Annotated in this window: 14 protein-coding genes; 7 read left to right on the top strand and 7 right to left on the bottom strand. The window is 36.1% G+C overall.

Annotated features, from left to right (window positions below):
• The first annotated feature begins 176 nt into the window (after positions 1 to 176).
• Both carB and K9M53_RS15000 read left to right on the top strand, forming a co-directional pair.
• Positions 177 to 3,020: a carbamoyl-phosphate synthase large subunit gene (carB, locus tag K9M53_RS15005; protein ID WP_224016455.1), complete on the top strand. Its 2,844-nt coding sequence runs from the start codon at positions 177 to 179 to the stop codon at positions 3,018 to 3,020.
• A gap of 231 nt (positions 3,021 to 3,251) precedes the next feature.
• Positions 3,252 to 3,701, top strand: a complete 450-nt coding sequence (locus K9M53_RS15000) for a hypothetical protein (RefSeq protein ID WP_224016453.1) — start codon at positions 3,252 to 3,254, stop codon at positions 3,699 to 3,701.
• On the opposite strand, the gene K9M53_RS14995 is transcribed toward K9M53_RS15000, so the two are convergent.
• From K9M53_RS14995 to K9M53_RS14970, 6 genes are all read right to left on the bottom strand, one after another.
• A complete protein-coding gene (locus K9M53_RS14995; RefSeq protein WP_224016451.1) occupies positions 3,702 to 4,124 on the bottom strand; it encodes a hypothetical protein in 423 nt (140 codons plus the stop codon).
• A gap of 175 nt (positions 4,125 to 4,299) precedes the next feature.
• Complete coding sequence (locus tag K9M53_RS14990) at positions 4,300 to 5,667, bottom strand: glycine-rich domain-containing protein (protein ID WP_224016450.1); 1,368 nt, start codon at positions 5,665 to 5,667, stop codon at positions 4,300 to 4,302.
• 163 nt (positions 5,668 to 5,830) lie between these two features.
• Positions 5,831 to 6,418, bottom strand: coding sequence for a hypothetical protein (locus K9M53_RS14985; RefSeq protein WP_224016448.1), 588 nt, complete (start codon positions 6,416 to 6,418; stop codon positions 5,831 to 5,833).
• Positions 6,419 to 6,704: 286 nt separating this feature from the next.
• Positions 6,705 to 7,625: a protein kinase domain-containing protein gene (locus K9M53_RS14980; RefSeq protein ID WP_224016446.1), complete on the bottom strand. Its 921-nt coding sequence runs from the start codon at positions 7,623 to 7,625 to the stop codon at positions 6,705 to 6,707.
• A 1-nt stretch (position 7,626) separates the two neighbouring features.
• The gene (locus K9M53_RS14975) at positions 7,627 to 9,351 is read right to left on the bottom strand and encodes a DUF262 domain-containing protein (protein ID WP_224016445.1); all 1,725 of its coding nucleotides are present in this window, start codon (positions 9,349 to 9,351) and stop codon (positions 7,627 to 7,629) included.
• Positions 9,352 to 9,898: 547 nt separating this feature from the next.
• Positions 9,899 to 10,381 carry a hypothetical protein gene (locus K9M53_RS14970; RefSeq protein WP_224016443.1) on the bottom strand — a complete coding sequence of 161 codons (483 nt, stop codon included), beginning with the start codon at positions 10,379 to 10,381 and terminating at the stop codon, positions 9,899 to 9,901.
• 360 nt (positions 10,382 to 10,741) lie between these two features.
• On the opposite strand from K9M53_RS14970, the gene K9M53_RS14965 reads away from it, so the two are divergent.
• The 4 genes from K9M53_RS14965 to K9M53_RS14950 all read left to right on the top strand — a co-directional run bounded on the left by K9M53_RS14965 (position 10,742) and on the right by K9M53_RS14950 (position 15,767).
• Positions 10,742 to 12,826: a ComEC/Rec2 family competence protein gene (locus tag K9M53_RS14965; protein ID WP_224016442.1), complete on the top strand. Its 2,085-nt coding sequence runs from the start codon at positions 10,742 to 10,744 to the stop codon at positions 12,824 to 12,826.
• A 50-nt stretch (positions 12,827 to 12,876) separates the two neighbouring features.
• On the top strand, positions 12,877 to 14,388 hold the full coding sequence (purH, locus tag K9M53_RS14960) for a bifunctional phosphoribosylaminoimidazolecarboxamide formyltransferase/IMP cyclohydrolase (RefSeq protein WP_224016440.1): 1,512 nt from the start codon (positions 12,877 to 12,879) through the stop codon (positions 14,386 to 14,388).
• Positions 14,389 to 14,424: 36 nt separating this feature from the next.
• Complete coding sequence (locus tag K9M53_RS14955) at positions 14,425 to 15,270, top strand: 2OG-Fe(II) oxygenase (protein ID WP_224016439.1); 846 nt, start codon at positions 14,425 to 14,427, stop codon at positions 15,268 to 15,270.
• Positions 15,271 to 15,371: 101 nt separating this feature from the next.
• Positions 15,372 to 15,767 (top strand): hypothetical protein, encoded by a 396-nt coding sequence (locus tag K9M53_RS14950; RefSeq protein ID WP_224016438.1) that lies wholly within the window; start codon positions 15,372 to 15,374, stop codon positions 15,765 to 15,767.
• 1 nt (position 15,768) lies between these two features.
• On the opposite strand, the gene K9M53_RS14945 is transcribed toward K9M53_RS14950, so the two are convergent.
• Positions 15,769 to 17,436: an ArnT family glycosyltransferase gene (locus K9M53_RS14945; RefSeq protein WP_224016436.1), complete on the bottom strand. Its 1,668-nt coding sequence runs from the start codon at positions 17,434 to 17,436 to the stop codon at positions 15,769 to 15,771.
• A gap of 108 nt (positions 17,437 to 17,544) precedes the next feature.
• Between K9M53_RS14945 and K9M53_RS14940 the strand changes: the two genes are divergently transcribed.
• On the top strand, positions 17,545 to 19,212 hold the full coding sequence (locus tag K9M53_RS14940; RefSeq protein WP_224016435.1) for a DUF6377 domain-containing protein: 1,668 nt from the start codon (positions 17,545 to 17,547) through the stop codon (positions 19,210 to 19,212).
• The last annotated feature ends 308 nt before the right edge of the window (positions 19,213 to 19,520 follow it).

Below are 19,520 nucleotides of genomic sequence, written 5' to 3'. Positions count from 1 at the left end.
TATAAATTTTTTATACCCGTATCTTTCTATGCTCAATAGTGATAACCCGTTCAAGTGAGTGACACAACCCGGGCCCAATAGCAGCACTTCAGCCTGTCCCAAAAAAGTAAAAATTCAATCCTCATTTCTCCCCCGTAACCCCTAATTTTGCACCCCGAATAACACATCCTCATTCAATGCCAAAAGACAACTCCATTAAGTCAGTTCTCATCATCGGTTCCGGACCAATTGTTATAGGACAAGCCTGCGAATTTGATTATTCCGGTACGCAAGCTTCCAGAAGTATTCGTGAAGAAGGCATTAAAACCATTCTTATCAACAGTAACCCGGCTACCATTATGACCGATCCGATGATGGCAGACAAGGTTTACCTGTTGCCATTAACGGTGGAGAGCATTGAACAAATATTGGAAGAAAATGATATTGATGCCGTTTTGCCTACCATGGGTGGACAAACAGCTTTAAATCTTTGTAAAGAAGTAGATGAACTGGGCATTTGGGAAAAAAACAATGTACGCCTGATCGGTGTAGACATTAAAGCAATTGATAAAGCTGAAGACAGGGAAAAATTCAGGTTGTGGATGATCGAAATGGGAATACCGGTTTGTCCTGCACATATTGCCAATTCATTTTTAGAAGGAAAAGAATTTGCACAAGACATAGGATTTCCGTTGGTGTTGCGTCCATCTTTTACCTTAGGCGGTAGTGGTGGCGGCGTAGTGTTTAAAAAAGAAGAGTTGGATGAAGCATTGAACAGAGCGTTAACGGCAAGTCCCATTCATGAAGTGTTGGTAGAAAAAGCGGTATTGGGTTGGAAAGAATATGAATTGGAATTATTAAGAGACAACGCAGATAATGTTGCTATCATATGTACCGTTGAGAACTTTGACCCAATGGGTGTTCACACCGGTGATTCCGTAACAGTGGCTCCTGCCATGACGTTGAGCGATACTGCATTTCAACTAATGCGTAACACTGCCATCAGCATGATGCGCAACCTTGGCAACTTTGCCGGCGGTTGTAATGTGCAGTTTGCCATGAATCCTCAAACAGAAGAATTGATCGTGGTAGAAATCAATCCACGTGTAAGTCGTTCTTCTGCATTGGCGTCTAAGGCTACGGGTTATCCCATTGCAAAAATTGCTGCTAAGCTGGCAATTGGTTATAACCTCGATGAATTAAAGAACCAGATCACTCAATCAACTTCAGCATACTTTGAACCGGCATTGGATTACGTAATTGTAAAAATTCCACGTTGGAACTTCGATAAATTCAAAGGTGCTGATGATACCTTAGGTTTTCAAATGAAATCGGTGGGAGAGGTAATGGGTATTGGAAGAAGCTTTGCAGAAGCAGTACAAAAAGCTTGTCAGAGCTTGGAAAATGAAGCGGTTGGTTTGGGCTATTACGGACAAAGCCTGATGCATACCGATGCATTGATCGATTATATTAAAATCCCCAAATGGGACAGGATCTTTAGAATTAAAGATGCATTGATGGCAGGTGCCAGTGTTAAACGTATTTGTGAAAGCACGGGTATCGACCGTTGGTTCATTTACCAAATTCAAAAGATCTGTAACTGCGAAAAAGAAATTGCGAAATACGACCTGAAATCATTGCCGGATGATCTTTTAAAAGAAGCAAAACTATTAGGCTTCAGCGATGAACAGATAGTTCGCATCATGAAAGAAGAAAATGCGGAAGACATCTACGAGAGAAGAAAGAAAATGGGCTTAACGAGAGTGTACAAAATGGTAGATACTTGTGCCGCTGAGTTTGAAGCAAAAACACCTTACTTCTATTCAACATTTGAAAATAAGCCTGTTAACGAAAACAGCCTGCTTAGCAACGAAAGCAAAGTTTCCGATAAGAAAAAAATAATTGTACTTGGCAGCGGACCTAACAGGATTGGTCAGGGTATTGAATTTGATTACTGTTGCGTACACGGCATATTAGCAGTTAAAGAAGCCGGCTACGAAGCCATTATGGTAAACTGTAACCCCGAAACAGTTTCTACTGATTTTGACATTGCCGATAAATTATATTTTGAACCCGTGTTCTGGGAACATTTGTGGGAGATCATCGAACATGAAAAACCGGAAGGTGTGATCGTACAGTTGGGCGGACAAACCGCTTTAAAGCTGGCAAAAAAATTACATCAGAAAGGAATAAAAATAATCGGTACTTCTTTCGACAGCATGGACATTGCGGAAGATCGTGGTCGCTTTAGTGATACCTTAAAAGAGTTAGGCATTCCTTATCCAAAATACGGAACAGCTTACAACACCGATGATGCGATCGAAGTAGCAAAAGAAGTAGGTTATCCTGTGTTGATCCGCCCGAGTTATGTAATTGGCGGACAACGTATGCGTATTGTGTTGAATGATGAAGAGCTGGAAAAAGGAATTTTAAGTTTGATAAAACATTTGCCCGGCAATAAGATCTTGATCGATCACTTTTTAGATCGTTGCCAGGAAGCTGAGATAGATGCTATTTTCGATGGCGATCAATTTCACATCATGGGTGTGATGGAACATATTGAACCGGCAGGTATCCATAGCGGCGATAGCAATGCAGTGTTGCCGCAGTTCAATCTGTCTCCGTTGATCGTACAAACGATGGAAGAGTATGCTGAAAAGATCGCACGTAAATTAAGTATCAAAGGACTTATCAATATACAGTTTGCTATTAAAGATGGCAATGTATACGTGATCGAAGCGAATCCACGTGCAAGTCGTACTACACCGTTCATTGCAAAGGCATATCAAATTCCGTATTTGAATATTGCTACTAAAATAATGTTGGGTGCTGCCAAACTAAAAGACTTTAAGTTTGAGAAAAAGCTAAAAGGCTTTGCTATTAAAGAACCTGTTTTCTCTTTCAATAAATTTCCGGGTGTAAATAAAGAGCTAGGTCCTGAAATGAAAAGTACCGGTGAAGCGATCCGCTTTATTAAAGACCTGCGTGATCCTTATTTCCGCACGTTGTATAAGGAAAGAAGCATGCACTTAAGTAAGTAAAAGATTACTGATATAGTATTATGAAGCTGCAAGTTGATTGCAGCTTTTTTATTTTATGCCTTGATAAGTTAAAATAGTATGGTCTTCGACAAGCTCAGACTGGCAGCTTTTAGATATGTTTGAATGCCAGGCTGAGTTTATCGAAGCCTTGTGGAAGGAGAAACATGTCTAAAAGCGGTGATTTAAAATTTACTTTATTACTTATATTGAGATATAAAAATTGCTCCAGCCTTGACACTAAAACAAAAAGCATATCACCACTATTTACAGTTGTTAAATGATAAGATTGCTTTGCTGCAACAAACCCTGGCAGATCTAAAAGAAAGCGGCGCCAACGAAACCAAAAGCACTGCCGGCGATAAGCACGAAACAGCCCTGGCTATGTTGCAAATAGAACAGGCAAACACCCGCAATCACCTGCAGGAGATAGTAGCACAAAAATCGGCACTTGAAAAAATAGACCCGGTAATAGCTGCACCTACTATTGTAAACGGCAGCCTTATTAAAACCAATAAAGGTTATTTTTTTATAAGCGTTGCATTGGGAAAAGCGGAAATAGATGGAATTGCTATTATAGCACTGTCACCTCAATCGCCGTTGGGTAGTAAATTAATGCAGGCGAGTAAGGGAGATACTGTTGAGATGAATGGTAATCTATATACTATTGATAGTATTGAGTAATTACTTTTTTCGTGCAACTTTTTTACTGCTCTTTTTTGAAGCAGCTTTTTTAGCAACCGGCTTGCTTTGTTTTTTTACAGCAGCTTTTTTGGGCGCTATTGCAACAACTTTAGCTGCCACTTTTTTAGCAGCAGACTTAACTGCTTTAACCGGTGCAGCAGCTTTTTTGCTAACAGCCTTTGCTATTTTTTTAGGCGCTGCTTTTTTAGCAACTTCTTTTACTGCTTCTGTTGCAGTTGTTGTTCCGTTGCCATTCATGTGCATCTTTTCTTTTACAGAGTCGATAACATTACCTGCCATTTCTACCAAATGATCTTTACCTACAGCTATTTCACCGGCAATGGTGCCAATGCCTGCAGCTACTTTATGTAAAAACGGGTTTTTAGGAGAGGCTTTCTTTGATGAGGACTTTTTCTTTGCCATGTTTATTATGTGTTTACTTATAGTATAATAAAAACATGCCGAAAAAATTACTGGGTAAATGAATGGGAAATGAAGCAGGAAATTTGAAAGTGTGGAATTATTTCAGCACTATTTTGAGATAAGTTACAACTCTAACTTACACCATCAGCAACAGAGCAATTAGGCTTAAAAGGTTTTAATGACTACCGCAGCCCCCACAGCTACTGCAAGAACTTCCGCCTCCTCCACAACTACTACCACAAGAAGTTGCACAGTTTCCTCTATCATTACTTTTTCTGTCAATATAATTTACCAGGGGCGCAAATGAAGTTGCCAGAACTGTTGTGCCTGATAAAAAATATTTCCATTGCCAATTATCTTCAATTTGTCCGGATGGTAAAATTTTATTTTTGTACAAGTCAGGAATTATTGTTGTTGAAATTTGCATTGTCAGACGATATAAAAAAGCAATTGCAATAACAACTAAAACAACTGTCACCATTACTATTTGTGTAACCGGTTTGTCTCTTAAAACCCCTGTTACAATTCTTGTAAAGGATAATAATATAAGTAGTGTAAAAACTGAAAGGTTTGTATAGAATAGAAGTGCAAATTTTTTAGACTTGTTAAAGTATTTTCTAAAAGCGTCCATACTGTTTACAATATTTCCGAAAATAGGCTTTGTCGCTAATTTTCTTAAAAGAGCGGGGTAGAACGTGGCTCCCAGTTCTGATAATACAGAAGTAACCTGTAGCTGTGAATTATTGACTGTTGCATTGCTCTTTGCAAGCTCAATGCTATTGCCTGCATTTATTTTTATAGCGCCATTTTCAACCAGTTCATTAACCGTTCCATTTATTACGCTGGCAAGCTTTTGCGTTTTTAAATAAACCAGTTCAAAAGGTTGAAGAGTATAAATAAACGATGTTTCATCAAAGCCGGAAATAATCTTTTTAAATTTCGCTTTGTTATAAAATTCAAGTGTCAAAAGTGAAACAACTGCTAACAAAATAAGCCCCCAAATAAAATACGGGTTATCTATTTGTACATAGATTGGTCTTAATAAAAAATAAGCCGGAACTGTAAGACAGATAAATGCAAAAATTCCGAAAATTAAAAATGATCTCAATTTGAATTTTGCTTTCTCCAAATTGAGGCTTTCAAACATATCATTGTATGCCCAAATGTTTTTGGGTTGTTTGCCAAAATCTCTTTCATAAAATTTTATTGTTCGCTCTTTTGCCTGCCTGAATTTTTCAAATTCTTCCTTGTTATGCGTTGAAGGAATATGCTGAATTTGTTTTCCTAAAATGCTGCAGAAGTCCTGGTAGGATTGTGTGAAAATTAAATGTTGATGCCAGACCTGGTCAATAATTTCTGATGGTGAAACCATAAAGTCGGAAGTGGCAGCCAAATACATAAACTTCTTATATTCTACAATAGCTTGATCTGTGAACTCTTTCGTCCAAAAGTTTTCATTGGCAAGCCTTATGGAAAATCCATACTCGCTAGGTGGATCGTCAAAGTCAAATGCTAGTATTTTATTCCAAAGTTCCTGGTTCATGTTGTCTTGATGAGTAATAGATATCTGTTGCGGATTGAAAAATATAAAGTTGAATTTAAGAACTAATATTGAGATTTATTCGTATGGTCCGTCGATGGGAATGTTCATCGCGGAAGACTTACGCCAGTTGGACGTCATGTTAACGGTAGTTTTAATTCTGTGTTCATTTTTCCGACTTAATAACCCAATTGCTGTCAATTTGATAAAGCCAAACTTTATTACCCTCATTTTTCCAAGCTGCTAACATCATGCTTTCATTATTGTCTTTATTAAAAAAGCCAAACTTATATTTATCGGGAAAGTAATAAAGATCTACATTTTTGCCAGACATAGAATAATTTATCAAGTCAGTATGAATTTTGATGCAATGAAATTCACCTGTATAGTTAACACTTAAATAATCAATTTTAAGTTCCTTGAAAATTTGAACAATTTCGGAAGGAGTTACATAATGTTTCTTTTTATTAAAAGTATCGTGGTCTTGGCTTTTCGCTTTGTTTGAGTCTAACACAGAAAAAATCACTCCTTCTTTAACATTTTCAAATAGAAAGATTGAATCTTCTTTTACCAAACTCTCCATATAGTTTATTAGCGTTTTATACTTCTGGCGATTTTGCGTTAAACTATTCTCAGCATATGTAATGTTGCTTTTATTGTAATAAGGATGAATAACGAAATTTCTAATTGCTAAGAAAATAATTAAAAGAGCAAAAACAATTATTAGAAATAATATTTTTTGTAATGTACTCATGTTGTAAAGCCGCTAAGGTGGTTTTTATGAATATTGGTTTAGATATGATTATTAGAGTGTCTAAAAAAATTATAGCTAACGGATAGAGCTTTGTTGAATTTAAGAACTAATGTTGAGATTTATTCGTGTGGTCTACTGATGAGGAATGCCCATCTTTCCGTGCTCTGAATGCCAGACGGAGTCTGGAAGTATTAATCGGCACCAAGTCATCCTGTCGGAAGACTTGCACTAGTTGAGTTAAATCTTAAATTTCAATAGAAGTAAGAATGACCTAAAAGATTGTTCTTCAGAACGCAAAACCGTCTATTTCGATTTGTTTAGTTGTTGTAGCACGAAGAGCACCATCAAAGCCATCGAGTAATTCTGAAATTTTACCTCGATTTGTTGATTCAATAACTAACATTTTTTGAATCAGATCTTTTATAAGTTTTCCTTCTTGGCCAATAACATCTCGAAGAGGATCTAAATTTATATCCTCTAATAAATCTTTTTCTGTTGGCTTAAGTAGATTAGCTCCAGTAAACATCTCAGCCGCAACAAGACCAAGTTGAAAAACGTCAGAAGCTGTTGTTAAGATCTTTTCTTTTTTTGCATATTTTACTAAGTCTGGGGTACGATAAGAACGAGGCATCCCTACTCCCTTACTCTTTTTAAACAGATCTTCTTCATCAGAGCATATACCATCGGAAAGATCTTTCATAAGTCCAAAGTCTCCTAAAACACAAGTATATCCCTTTATAAAGATATTTTGAGGCTTGATATCCCTATGAACAATTTTTGGAGAATTTTTTTCTAAGAAATCTATAGCAGATAATAGCTGGGTTATATAAATTAATTTTTCACTATGCCTAAGCTTTTTGTTTCTTATTTTCCAATCTAATCTGTCTGGGAAATAATCACATACTACAAAAGGAATTTTTTTGTCTAGCGAAGTAAGATAATAACTCCCTTCCGAATATATTTTCATTATAGAAGGGTGAGAAATTGAGAAAAGGAATTTTTTTTCCTTTTCAAACTGTTGCAAACGCTCTGAGTCTTCTATTTTAAAAAAGAATTTAACGGCAAATAATATTCCTTGCCATTTCCCTTTTGTAGAAATAGCCAAATACACTTGACAATTACCCCCAGCACCTAAAAATTGAATTATTCTGTATTGCTCTCCATCAGAAGCTTCAATACGAATACCATTTCCTAATGTTACTACCATATTATTTATTAAGCTTCCAGGTTTTAACTGCTACGTTTCTTAATTGATCTTGTCGTTTTGAAAAGCTATCTAATTCCCACGAATCAAAATCAGCTATTTCTCGTGTAGTCCAAAATTCACTTTCTCTTGATAAATCTTTTAAATGACTGAATTCTTTGTTGCTTTGCTTGATATTAAATGATCTTGTTGTTAGTATAAAGTTTGAAATGTTTGATGTGATACCAAGGCTATCAATATCATCTTCACTAATTACATTTAACCAAGAGGGACTTAGCTTTCTGGGCAAAATATTACTAACCGAAATATTTGAACTAGAATCCAAGGCCTTATCAACAAATTGCCAAGAATTCCGATATTCATAATCATATACTTTTGAATATTCGATAGCACTTAAGATGTATAATGCCCGTTTCATGCTCACCTCTTGGTATCTTTTAAAGTCTGCCAAAAATTCCTCGTCGTTAGGAAGAATCTTGTCAATATCTTGCCTTAGTAACGAAAGGTCAATTTTTTCAGCATTAGAAATATCCTGTGCAATTTTTGCACATTGCTTTTCCAAAATTCCTTGGCGTTTTTTCCCTATAGTTTGAAATCGTACTGTTAAAACAACCAAATACCAAAGAACATTTTCCATTAAAGAAGAATCAATATTTTTTGCATTCCAGCATGCAAAAATTATTGGGCGAGTCTGTTTGCTGTTCAGAATTTTTAGAGTTTCGATTAGGTGTCTTGTGTAGTCACTATAGTTTTGCCAAAAATGGTTTTTAGGATCTTCAATCGCTGCATATATTTTAGATCCGGAACACAACTCGTTCAATAATTTTAAAACAAGCGGGGCCGAATTAAATTTCCTTTTTAAGTTAAAATAAAGTCTGGATTTTTGAATAAGTCCGTAATTACCCATCCAGAAAATTCGCAAGAAATCATCCGCCTCATTTTCCCCAATGTTTTCTTTCATTTCACTCCATAAAATCCTTATTTCATTATGGTGGCTTTTAGGTGTATTGCTAAAAATATAATTTTTAACTAAGTCTAAAGCAGAAAGATCTTGTCCCCTTGTATTTAAAGTCTCGAAGGCAATATAAGCGTCTGATTCATTAGCAACTTCGATTACAACAACTAAAACTCTTTTTTCTAAATATTCAGATAGTTTGTAAAGTTTTCTAACAGCTGTTTCATGATCGAAAGAAATCCATTCTTCTATTTTACGTCTGCAATTGAAAACAGCTTGAAGAATGAGTAAATTTGATTTGTTTTTATCATATGTTTTTTTTAAAAACTCAATATTCTTTTCTGAGCTTTGATTAATGACAGCATCCCTATAAACGTTTTGGTTTTCTTCGTTTAGCAATAATCTTGGGTAGTATTCACCTCCTAAAGCACGCACAGCCAAAAACTCATTTGCTATTTGTTCTGAATCAGCATGTTGATTTTTTTCACTTAACAAAGTTCTTATTGTAGAATAAACAATGCTTGCTGTTGTTAACCTTTGCTGTCCATCTAATATTCCCCATACTCCATCTTGAGGTTCAGTCAAAAGAACAGATCCAAGAAAGTAATTTGTATATTCTTCAGTAATGGCATTTGTAATATCATCAACAAACTGATCTACCTCGGAATTTCCCCAAGAATAGCTTCTCTGATAAAGAGGTACGCCGAATCTTTTCTTTTGTGAAATTAATTGACCTATACCAAGTGTGATCGATCTAAAAATTGAATTCTCCATTTTATAATATATCTAATTGTCTATGAATAATTGAGATATCAATAGGGTTATTGACAACACATAAATTTATGTTATTATATGGTATTTCCTAAAAAATATAGCCTTTTAATATTCCATCCTTACTACTATATATATTTTATTGCTGTTATAGCAACGCCATTTGTTTATATCATTCAATAAGGCATGCACTCTATAAATTTTATCCTTCCACCTTTTAATTTATTAGCTTCTTGCTCTCATTTAAACAGGTACCACCTAATATTTTACCAGGCTATACCTATCTTTTTAATAGGTATTACCTAATTAACAAATAGGTGCAGGGTATTAAATTGAAAGGTGATACCTATTATTTTAATAGGTGGTACTTGTCTTTTTAACAAGTGCTACCTAATTAATAAATAGGTAGAGGGTATCAAATTAATAGGTGATACCTATCTTTTTAATAGGTAGTACCTAATAAACAATTAGGTGGTAGCTATTACAGAAATAGGCATAAAAAAAGGATAGCGTTAAAAACCTATCCTTTGTTATAGCTTAACACATTATTCTAGCTAGTTGGCGGAGTATCTTCATTACCGCCGCTGCCTCCAAAACGGCTATTATATTCATCCATTTCACGCATAGCAGCATCCAGGGCAGTATTGCCGGTACGGGCCGCCTGCAAATGTTTGTTATAACGGTCGTACAATGCCATTAAATCTATGCCTGTAGCCGTTTGTGTGTCTTCTAACATTTCTGTCAACTGTTTTTCCGCCTGCAATGATTGTCCTCCATCTTCATAAGACTTTAATAACGTTACCATTTCTTGAGGATCTTCGTTTCGAGGTAAGCTATCAGTGTGTTGTAATGCAATTTTGCATAGCAGTCGCACTACACCTTCCCTGCCTTCTGCCATCGTACGCACTCCTATCTTTTCTTTGTCGGTAAGAGACACATGAAAGGGTTTAAGTTTTTCAATAGAATCATTAGTAGCCGTTCTAATGTCGGCAGCCACTTCTGTTGTAAGTGGGTTTGAGATTAACTTCTTCATATCAGTAGAATTTATTTAAGCTGCTATTCTACATTTTTCTTTCTTAATAAAGAGTCAATCACTTTGAAATATTGATATATGTCTAGCTTAATTTTTAGAATAAAAAATAAGATATCTTTTTACTATCTGATGCTCCGGATATAGAAAAGTTGGTAGGGTTTTTTATAGGACCGTCTTCGCCAAGCAGACTGACAGCTTTTAGATATGTTGCTGTGTTGAATGTCAGAGTAAGTTTGTTATTTAAGACAGCTATCTACATTTTTCTTTGTTAATAAAAAATAGCACCCGCTTAATTCTTGATTTATATCTACTTTTTTCTTTTAGTGGCAGTAGTTAGTTTTAGCATACAAACCTGTAGCCATGCCCATCTGGAAAACAGCTCCGTTCCTTCGCTTACTGCTTCCTTTAACAGCAGGCATAATAGTACAATGGTATATACAGTTTCCATTACCGGTAATCTTTGTTTTCATTGGTTGTACAGCGGTTAATTATATCACCTTCGGGCTGTTGCCGCTTGGCACACGTTTTAAGCTGCAGCTATTGCAGGGCATCGCTATTCAGCTATTGCTTATTGGCTTTGGCTTGTTGCTTACATGGGTAAAAGATATACGGCATCATGAAAGCTGGTATGGCAATTATTATAACAGCAACGATCACCTGCTGGTACGCATCAATGAGCCGCCGGTTGAAAAGGCAAACTCCTATAAAGCAGATGGCTATGTATTGTCCGTGATCAGGAATGATACAACGATTGCCGCCAAAGGAAAGATCCTGCTTTATTTTTCAAAAGATGCCGATTCATTGTCCTTGCATTATGGTGATGTGGTATTGATACAAGGAAATTTACAACCCATAAAAAACTCCGGCAACCCGGGTGCGTTCAACTATCAACGGTATGCAGCTTTTCAGCAAACATTCCATACCCTCTTTCTTAAAAACAAAGATTGGATTTTGGTAAAAGATAAAGACGTTAACCGCTTTGATCAATTTATCTTTTCAGCAAGAGCAACCATTTTATCAGCCTTACAAAAAAATATCGGCAACAATAAAAATGAACTAGGTATTGCAGAAGCGCTGTTGATCGGGTATACCAACGACCTGGACAAAGACATTGTGCAGGCATACAGCAATACCGGCGTAGTGCATATCATTGCCATATCCGGTATGCATTTAGGATTGATCTATGTGGTATTGTTTTGGTTGTTCAGTCGCTTGCCGTTGATAAAGCGCTCGGTATTTATTAAAGTAATAGCCATCCTTATTTGCTTATGGATATTTTCATTGCTTACCGGTGCCTCTGCATCGGTATTGCGTTCCGCCGTAGTATTCACCTGCATTACCATTGGTATCGGCATTAATAAAAAAGCTTCTGTCTATAATTCGTTAGCGGCATCCGCGTTTTTATTGCTGTGTTATAACCCGTATTTTTTGTGGGATGTAGGTTTTCAATTGTCGTATTGCGCTGTGCTGAGCATTATACTTTTTCAAAAGCCCATTTATAATTGGTTCTATGTAAAAAATAAATGGCTGGATAAATTATGGGAAATGATCGCCATTACCTTATCGGCACAGCTATTAACTTTTCCTGTTTGCATTTATTATTTCCACCAGTTTCCGGTGCTGTTCTTGTTGGCGAATATTGTTGCCATACCACTTTCAACCATTATTTTATTTGCAGAAATATTTTTAGTGCTATTTAATAAGGTGACATTGATAGGTGCTTACCTGGGTAAAGCAGTGTGGTGGTTAACGGCACTGATGAATAATTTTATTATATGGATAAATCACTTCTCCTTTTCGGTGATCGATAACTTATCCGCATCGGTACTATCTACCTGGTTATTGTATGGTATCATCATTTTTGTTTGTGCATGGCTAATGGGCAGGAATGCAAAATTTTTGTTGAAGGCATTGGTATGCACTTTGTTTTTTGTTATGGTATCGGCATACAACCAATACAAAACAATGCAACAGGATAAGATGATCGTTTATAATGTTCCTAAATACCGGGCAATAGATTTTATTAGCGGCAACAGGTATTGGTTTAAAGGAGATGCTATCTTGCTTGCCAATGCACTGCTGCAGAATTTTCATTTAAAGCCTTCCCGCATTTATATGCGGTTGAATAAAAGGATAGATGCTGCTTCGGATGGGTTTGCCCAAAATGGATTTTATCAGATCAAGGATAAGCGCATCTTATTAATAGATACTACACTTTCATTTATACCACCACTGCAGAAGATCAAATTAGATGTAATAGTAATTTCAAAAAACCCAAAGATCCAAATCCCGCAACTGGCAAGCGTTTTCAGCTGTGATCAATATGTTGCCGATGCTTCTAATAGTTTGTGGAAAATTGAAAAATGGAAAAAAGAGTGCGAAGATTTACATTTGCGCTTCTTTTCGGTTCCCCAACAGGGGGCATTTGTGTTAGATACACAATAAAAACTCTTTAATAATTATAAACTTTAAAAGCCCCTTTAGGGGTTTGGGGTATGAACAAAAAAATTCAAGCTGCATTAATTTCTGTTTTTTATAAAGACGGGTTAGAGAACATTGTAAAAGAACTGAACAACCTGGGAGTAACCATTTACTCTACCGGCGGTACGCAAAAATTCATAGAAGATCTGAAAGTGCCTTGTGTTCCTGTGGAGTCGTTAACTACTTATCCATCTATTTTAGGTGGAAGAGTGAAAACGCTACACCCTGCTGTGTTTGGTGGTATTTTGGGAAAAAGGAACGATGAAACGCATGTGCAGGAAATGAAGCAATACAACATTCCTGAAATTGACCTGGTTATTGTTGATCTATACCCGTTTGAAGAAACAGTTAAATCGACTACTGATGAAAAATTGATCATTGAGAAAATAGATATCGGCGGTCCATCTATGATCCGTGGCGCTGCTAAAAATCATGCAGATGTAGTGGTGGTTGCTGCAAAAAAAGAATATGCTTTATTGGAGCAATTATTAAAAGAACAAAAAGGCGAGACCAGCTTAGAACAACGTCGCAGCTTTGCTATAAAAGCATTTGATGTTTGCACGGCTTACGATACGGCTATCTCTAATTACTTTAATCAAACCCTTGTTGAAACACCTTTCAATAAAGAAAAGAAAGTATTGCGCTACGGTGAAAATCCGCATCAATCAGCTGCTTTCTATGGCGATCTGAATGAGCTGTTTGCTCAATTGAACGGAAAGGAATTATCGTATAATAATTTGGTGGATGTGGATGCAGCAGTGCAATTGATCGCAGATGTGCCTCAAAAGGATGTTACGTTCGCAATTATTAAGCACACGAATGTGTGTGGTGTTGCAGCAAGAGCTACTGTTAAAGAAGCATGGGATGCTGCATTGGCGGGCGATCCTGAAAGCGCTTTTGGCGGCATCTTAATTACCAATGCTGCTGTTGATAAGGCAACTGCAGAAGCCATCAGCGAAATATTTTTTGAAGTATTGATCGCTCCTTCTTTTAATGAAGATGCGTTACAAATATTAAAGTCGAAAAAGAATCGCATATTATTACAGTTATTAAAACAACCTGAAAGCACTACACAATACAAGTCTTTATTGAACGGTGTATTGGTACAACAGAATGATATCGGTAATTACACCGAATGGAAAGAAACGGGCGGCAGGGAAACTACTGCTGCAGAAAAAGAAGACCTGAGCTTTGCGAATATAGTTGCCAAACATTTAAAGAGTAACTCCATTGCTTTGGTAAAGAATAAACAACTGGTAGGTAAAGGTTGCGGGCAAACTTCCCGTGTTGATTCTTTACGTCAATCAATTGAAAAAGCAAAACAATTCAGCTTTGATCTGAATGGGGCGGTATTGACAAGCGATGCTTTTTTCCCTTTTGATGATTGCGTGAAAATGGCACATGCAGCGGGTATTGCAGCATTTATTCAACCCGGCGGCTCTATTCGTGATAACGATTCTATTGAATACTGCAAACAAAATAACCTGGCAATGGTTATTACAGGATTGCGTCATTTTAAACATTAATTAGTTTTCAATTAATTTTGACGCACATTTAAGATTATGCCGACTACTACGCAAATATTCGATTATAATAAATGGACTGCACAGCTTGGTGAATTAAGCAAGCGGTATCAATCTGCTGATCCATATCCGCATATTGTTCTCGAAAACTTTTTAGATCCTGCTGTAGTAGAAGAATGTTCGGAAGAGTTCAATCAATTGACAAAGTCGGATGGCTGGATAAACTATACGCATTACAACGAGAAAAAGAAAGGACTTAATAAATTCGACCTGTTACCTCCAACTATACAATCAACTATTGGTGAATTAAATTCACCGGAGTTCTTAAGTTTTTTATCAAAACTAACGGGCATCAATAACCTGCAAAAAGATGATTCGCTGGAAGGTGGTGGCATTCATCAATCTGGTAAAGGTGGCTTCCTGAATATTCATGCAGACTTTACCGTACATCCTCGTCATAGCAATTGGCAACGTAGAATAAACGTGTTGGTGTATTTGAATAAAGACTGGCAGGAAGAATGGGGGGGCAAACTGGAATTGTGGGATAGAGAAATGAAAGCCTGTGAAGAAAAAGTATTGCCGGTGTTTAATCGCTGTGTGATATTCAATACAGATGCTGATTCTTATCATGGTCACCCTGAACCGATGACTTGTCCTGAAGATAAATTCAGACGTTCTATCGCTTTATATTATTATACAATAGAAGATAAGCCGTTTCGTCGTGCCACCTACTATAAAGCCCGCCCGGGTGAAGGCAATAAAAAATTCATGGTTAAGCTAGACAACTTTATGGTGGCTGTTTATACAGAGATCAAAGGCAAGTTGGGAGCGAATGATAAGATCATGGGGAAGATACTTCGAATGTTTTCTAAGAAGAATAAATAAAATCTCTTCTAACATTTTATTTTCAGAAACTGCTGTTAAAACAATAAACACTTGTTTGTAACAGCGAAAGCGGTTAGTTATCTTCGGACTAACTAAAATATATGAAAAAGATACTGCTCGTGCTGTTTCTCTTAGCAACTATAAGTTCTTATTCACAAACACTTACTTCAAAAGATTTCAAACTTTGTTTAGATAATTCGTATTGTTCAGATAGTATAATACGTCTTTCTAAAGAACAATTGCTAAAAGTGGAAAAGGTAACTACCAATTTTTCGTGGGCAACAATAAGATCGCTTAGCATAACAACAGGAATGGGTAATTATACAAGTGAAATAACTACACTAGGTACGCCTGTAGGAAATACTATTGATGCTCAAACTAAAAACAATATTGCTAAATGGATAATGCCGGGCAATTTTGTAACTATAGAAGCGTACGTTTACAACAAAAAAGGAGAGTTGATGCCATGGAGTTTTCTGACGATTTTAATTAAATAAACTAGTTGCCTGAAATTTCTCTCTTCAAAAACACAAACCCATTCTTTCTATACAATTCTTTTAATTGTGGGTTATCTTTTATATAGCCATCTACTCTGTCAACCTTGGAAATAAAATAAACAGGCTTATCAATATTGCCTTTCAATAACCATTGCTCACTGTAAGAACTGTCATTGGTTGGCTTTTCTTTTTGTGTATAAAAAAGCTGTACATAGCTTTTATATCCTAAAGGAACAACATAACAATCTTCGCCTTGCCGCTCAATACAAAAATCAACAGAAGCACCTTGAGAATAGCGTTCTACTTTAGGAACAATAATAGCAGCTGCTAAAAAGATCACCAAGCCGGTGCCTGCAAAAAAGGTCCATGCCGCTTTGTAATAATTGCCTCTATTTAAAAGGCGTATTCCTAGTATCAATGCAATGATCAATATAATGCCTACAATACCTTCTGTGCCGTTCCAGCTAACGTTTGCTTCCATATTGCCTTGTGCAAACTTATCATGCACATAAGGCGCTAATTTTTTTACATTCAAACCAATTATAGCAACCAATAATATTAATAAAGCAACCAGGCTTCCTAATACAGCGATCAAAACACCTACATACTTTTTATATTTCAAATTTCCCCATTGCCATTTGTAAACAGTATAGGCAGCTAAAAATGTTACAGGAAACCATGCTAAGGAGGAATAATGAATGATACGGGATTGCACAATTGTAAATAAAATAGTTACTACCCAAAATAAGATCAGCATCCACTTTTTAAAGTCCTTGTCATATCTTTTTGTATAAGGAGTTTTAAAAAATGCAGGGATAGCTAACAAGGATGCAGGAAAACACCCGATCAATATTACAATATAATGATAGCCGAAAAAGCCTTTCTGTCCTGCATCATGCGTAGTGAATAACCGATATTGATATTTTAAGAATTCGGTAATGAACCAGGTTCCGTTCTTATAAGTTTCGTAACCGTACCAGGTGCAGGTAACCAATGAAGCAACGACCAGGAACAGTATTGCATATCCCCAGTTAAAGTATATCTTAAATCGATTGTAAATAAAGTAAACACCCAAGCATAATAGAAACATCATCAACGCTACTTGCCCTTTGGTAAGAATGGCCAATCCCATAAATACTCCTGACCAGATAACATTTCGAATGGGCCTTCCTTTTAAACCTACTTTATCAAAGCCATTGCGCTGCCAATGATAAAGAATAAAAAAGTACAGAGATAAAAAAGTAAACAAATTAAACCATGGATCAATAATGCCGGATTTGAAATACATGTTGGGAAACAAGGAGCCGCCATATGCCAAAGCCCAAAGTATCCCGAACTTTTTATCATACAATTTTTGTCCGCATAAGAATAATGTTATTAAAGTAGCTATTCCGCAAAGGGCATTCGGAAGACGTGCCGCAAACTCATTAATTCCAAACCATCTCATGGCAGTAGATTGCAGCCAGAAAAACATAGGAGGCTTTTCCCAGAATGGTTTAAAGTTTACATATACACGGGTATAGTCGTGTGTTTTCAACATTTCACGGGCGCACTCAGCAAAATTTATTTCATCCCAATCAAATAAATGGACCTTACCTAAAAAAGGAATAAAAAGAAACGCTGCTATAGCAGCTATTATTAAAACAAGCGTTTTATTGTTGAGTTGCATACGTAAGTAATAAGCTGCAAAAGTAGAGTCTTATTTTATTTATATCGTTTATTCCTTGCAGCTTGTAGCTATTTATGTGATAGATTTGGAACTGCAAAGTAGGTTAATATGAAATATGGATTAATAATACTGTTCTGTTTTTTGGGGTTAACGGCATTTACGCAATCTGCTCAGGATACATTGATACAGGATCTTGTCAACACCATACACCAAAGCGATGAATACGATAAAAATAAGATTGAAGTAATTGATCAGCTTAGAACAAAGTTACAAAATACCAGCCCGGGCAGCTTGCAGGTCATATTTGAAACAACAGAAAAAATATATGAAGAATACAAGGTCTTCAAATACGATTCAGCGTATTTATATGCCAATAAGTTATTAGAGATAGCAAGGCAAACCGGCAATGGCAATAATTTGGCGGCAGCTAAGATGAAGATAAGCTTCATTCTTTTATCTACCGGCTTGTATAAAGAAACCTATGATTCCTTACAAAATATTTCAGCAGACCTAATTACAGATACGCTTAAAAAAGCAGAGTATTACACGCTTTGGGCAAGATATTATTATGATGTAGCCGCTTATGCCAATGACAACTATCATTCTGCTGATTACGATAGTGCCGGTTCCGTATATCTGGATTCTGCTATCTTATATTACCCTGCCGGTTCTTTTGAAAGAACTTATTATACAGGGCTTCGTTATTTTAAGCAGAATAAGCGTGATTCTGCTTATTCTTATTTCAGTTCATTGTTGCAACAATCTCATCTTTCTTATCATCAATATGCGCTGGCAGCATCAACACTCAGTAATATTTATCAGCAGCATGGCGATATTAATAAAACAATTGAATTATTGGTAAAGGCTACAGAAGCTGATATCCGATCATCTACTAAAGAAACCTTAGCTAATTTTCACCTGGCAGAGTTACTATATAAAATCGGCGACCTAAAAACGGCTGCCATCTGTATTGAAAATGCAGTTGCCAACGCTGCATTTTACGGCGCAAGACAACGTAAGGTTCAAACCAACTCTATTTTGCCTTTGATAGAAGGGGAACGAATTAACAGCATCGAAGAACAAAAACGTAACCTCATAAAATATGCATCTGTAGTAACCATCCTTGGACTATTATTAGCAGTACTTATATATATAGTATTCAAGCAGTATAAAAATTTAAAGATCGCACAGCAGCTATTATCCTTATCGCATGAACAGCAACAGGTGATCAATAAGCAATTAGAACATACCAATAAGGAACTCGAAAATGCCAATAAACAATTGGAAGAAGCCAATGAAAAACAGGAAGAGGCTAATAAGATCAAAGAAGAATATATAGCTTACTTTTTTAATACAGATTCTCAATTGTATGCCAAGCTGGACAAAATTAAATCTACCCTTTTGCGTAAGATCAAGGAAAGGAATTATGATGAAGCCCGGTTTTTTGTAGATAAAATAGATCCTGAGAAAGAGAAAAAAGAGCTGCTGCAGAATTTTGACAAGCTTTTTTTAAAGCTTTTTCCTCATTTTGTGGACGAAGTAAATGCTTTATTGCATCCGGAGGCGGCTATCAAATTAAAAGAAAATGAACTATTAAATACCGATTTGAGGATTTTTGCACTGATAAGGATGGGCGTAACGGATACAGAACAAATTGCCCGGATCCTGGATTATTCAGTAAAAACTATTTATGCCTATAAAACAAAACTCAAACATAAATCTTTAACTCCCAATGAGAACTTCGATGATAAAATCATGAAAATACGAGCACTATAACTTGAAAATATAACACATTATTGCTATAAAACCACCCAAATTCATTCCATTATTATTTTATTTAATATTAATTAATGTATTAATATTCAACTAATTAATATCAGTTACATGCGAAAACCTATTCTAATTTCTTTATAAGCTTAATTAAACTTGGCTAGCCCTCATAAGATAATTTACTTTATATTTTAGTAAGAGATTGCTTTTTGTTAGAACTGCTGCTACTGTATCCTAAAAGCCTTAGTCTATTATTATGCGGTAGCGCAGTTGTAACATTTTAATTTAATGCAGGAGGTAAAACGAAACTACTG

The organism is Ferruginibacter albus, from assembly GCF_020042285.1.
Lineage (GTDB): Bacteria > Bacteroidota > Bacteroidia > Chitinophagales > Chitinophagaceae > Ferruginibacter > Ferruginibacter albus.
Note: the sequence above shows the minus strand (reverse complement) of the source record. Positions and strands in the feature narration are given on the sequence as shown.